The organism is Taibaiella koreensis, assembly GCF_003545715.1.
GTDB lineage: Bacteria > Bacteroidota > Bacteroidia > Chitinophagales > Chitinophagaceae > Taibaiella > Taibaiella koreensis.
In genome coordinates, this window is the sequence record NZ_QVNU01000013.1 from 10,001 (window position 1) to 12,431 (window position 2,431).

The window sequence follows — 2,431 nt, forward strand, 5'->3', positions numbered from 1 at the left end:
GCTACTGATTGGACTAGGGGGCTTCACCGCCTACCAAATCCTGACAAACTCCGAATGCTAATAGATATCTGCGGCAGTGAGGCTGTGGGCGCTAAGGTCCATGGCCGAGAGGGGAACAACCCAGACTATCAGCTAAGGCCCCTAAATCTACGTTAAGTTGGTTAAACGATGTTCAAATCCTAAGACAGCCAGGATGTTGGCTTGGAAGCAGCCATTCATTTAAAGAGTGCGTAACAGCTCACTGGTCGAGGGTTCGGGCGCGGAAAATGATCGGGCATCAAACGTAGTGCCGAAGCTATAGGATCTTCTGTAAAGGAGATCGGTAGGAGAGCATTCCATACAGCATCGAAGGTGTGTCGCGAGGCATGCTGGAGCGTATGGAAAAGAAAATGTAGGAATGAGTAACGATAAACAAGGTGAAAAACCTTGTCGCCGAAAGACTAAGGGTTCCTGATCAACGTTAATCGGATCAGGGTTAGCCGGGACCTTAGGCATACCCGAAAGGGGAAGTCGATGGATAATGGGTTAATATTCCCATGCCTGTATTATATTCGATGGAGTAACGCAGAAGTGACAAGTCCGCGAACTGACGGAATAGTTCGTTAAAGGGCGTAGGTATACGACTGGTAGGCAAATCCGCCGGTTGTGCTGAAACCTGATAGTACTGCAAAGCTTCGGTGGCGCAGATAGTGACTGTAATCAGACTGCCGAGAAAAACTTCTAAGGTTCGTATAATACAGCTCGTACCGTAAACCGACACAGGTAGTCGAGAAGAGTATTCTAAGGCGCTCGGGTGAGCCGTGGAGAAGGAACTAGGCAAATTATGGCTGTAACTTCGGGATAAAGCCAACCGCAGTGATGCGGTCTCAGTAAAATGGTGCAACCAACTGTTTAGCAAAAACACAGGGCCCTGCGAAATCGAGAGATGAAGTATAGAGCCTGATACCTGCCCGGTGCTGGAAGGTTAAGGAAGTTTGTCAGCCGCAAGGTGAAGCTTACGACTGAAGCCCCAGTAAACGGCGGCCGTAACTATAACGGTCCTAAGGTAGCGAAATTCCTTGTCGGGTAAGTTCCGACCTGCACGAATGGTCTAATGAGTTGCACACTGTCTCCTCCACGAGCCCGGTGAAATTGTAGTATCGGTGAAGATGCCGGTTACCCGCCACGGGACGAAAAGACCCCGTGAACCTTCACTACAACTTTGCATTGATTTTGGGTAACAGATGTGTAGCATAGTTGGGAGACTATGAAGCATGCACGCTAGTGTGTGTGGAGTCACCGTTGAAATACCAACCTTCTGTTACTTAGAGTCTAATCCCCCCTGGGGAGACATTGCATGGTGGGTAGTTTGACTGGGGTGGTCGCCTCCCAAAGCGTAACGGAGGCTCGCAAAGGTTCCCTCAGCACGGTTGGTAATCGTGCGTAGAGCGTATTAGTATAAGGGAGCTTGACTGTGAGACTGACTAGTCGAGCAGGTGCGAAAGCAGGCTAAAGTGATCCGGCGATTCTGAATGGAAGGGTCGTCGCTCAAAGGATAAAAGGTACTCCGGGGATAACAGGCTGATCTCCCCCAAGAGCTCATATCGACGGGGAGGTTTGGCACCTCGATGTCGGTTCGTCACATCCTGGGGCTGGAGAAGGTCCCAAGGGTTGGGCTGTTCGCCCATTAAAGTGGCACGTGAACTGGGTTCAGAACGTCGCAAGACAGTTTGGTCTCTATCTGTGGTGGGCGTTAGTAAATTGCGAGGACATGACCTTAGTACGAGAGGACCGGGTTGTATGTACCGCTGGTGTATCGGTTGTGCCGCCAGGTGCAGTGCCGAGTAGCTATGTACAGAAAGGATAAGCGCTGAAAGCATCTAAGCGCGAAACCTTCCTTAAGATGAGTTTACTTTTAAGTGCCGTCGAAGACTACGACGTTGATAGGCTACAGGTGTAAAGGTGGTAACATCAAAGCCGAGTAGTACTAATTGCACGTACGCTTTAACTTTATTATACTTTTAGGAGTATAAGCTTATAAGTTGTTATTAAAGAATCTATCTGAGCTGACCCAATATGTTAACTTATTATGGTTAGACATGAGCTATACTGTATCAGAGAGGAGATATGAAAATGATCTCAATACTCAAAATACTGAAATCTCAATACTAACAAAGAGCTTATGGTGGTATTGCCGAGGGTGTTCACCTCTTCCCTTTCCGAACAGAGAAGTTAAGCCCCTCATGGCCGATGGTACTGGTTAAATCCGGGAGAGTAGGTAGCTGCCATATTTATTTAAAGAGTCCTTCAACGAAAGTTGAGGGACTCTTTTTTTATGGCCATAACCGCCGCGGCCGGAACGTGCTTGCTGCAAGCTGCAGCAGGAGCCGCAACGCGTCTGTGAGAAGGGTATCCCCAGGGATAGCTGAGCGCGCAGCGATCTGAACGGATC

General features: G+C 48.8%; 2 rRNA genes (1 of these 2 only partly in view). Both read left to right on the plus strand.

Features of this window, described 5'->3' with window-relative positions:
- Positions 1–1,990, plus strand: a 23S ribosomal RNA gene (locus DZK30_RS25460) (it extends 889 nt beyond the left edge of the window).
- A 170-nt stretch (positions 1,991–2,160) separates the two neighbouring features.
- Positions 2,161–2,270 (plus strand): 5S ribosomal RNA (gene rrf / locus DZK30_RS25465).
- Positions 2,271–2,431: the final 161 nt, after the last annotated feature.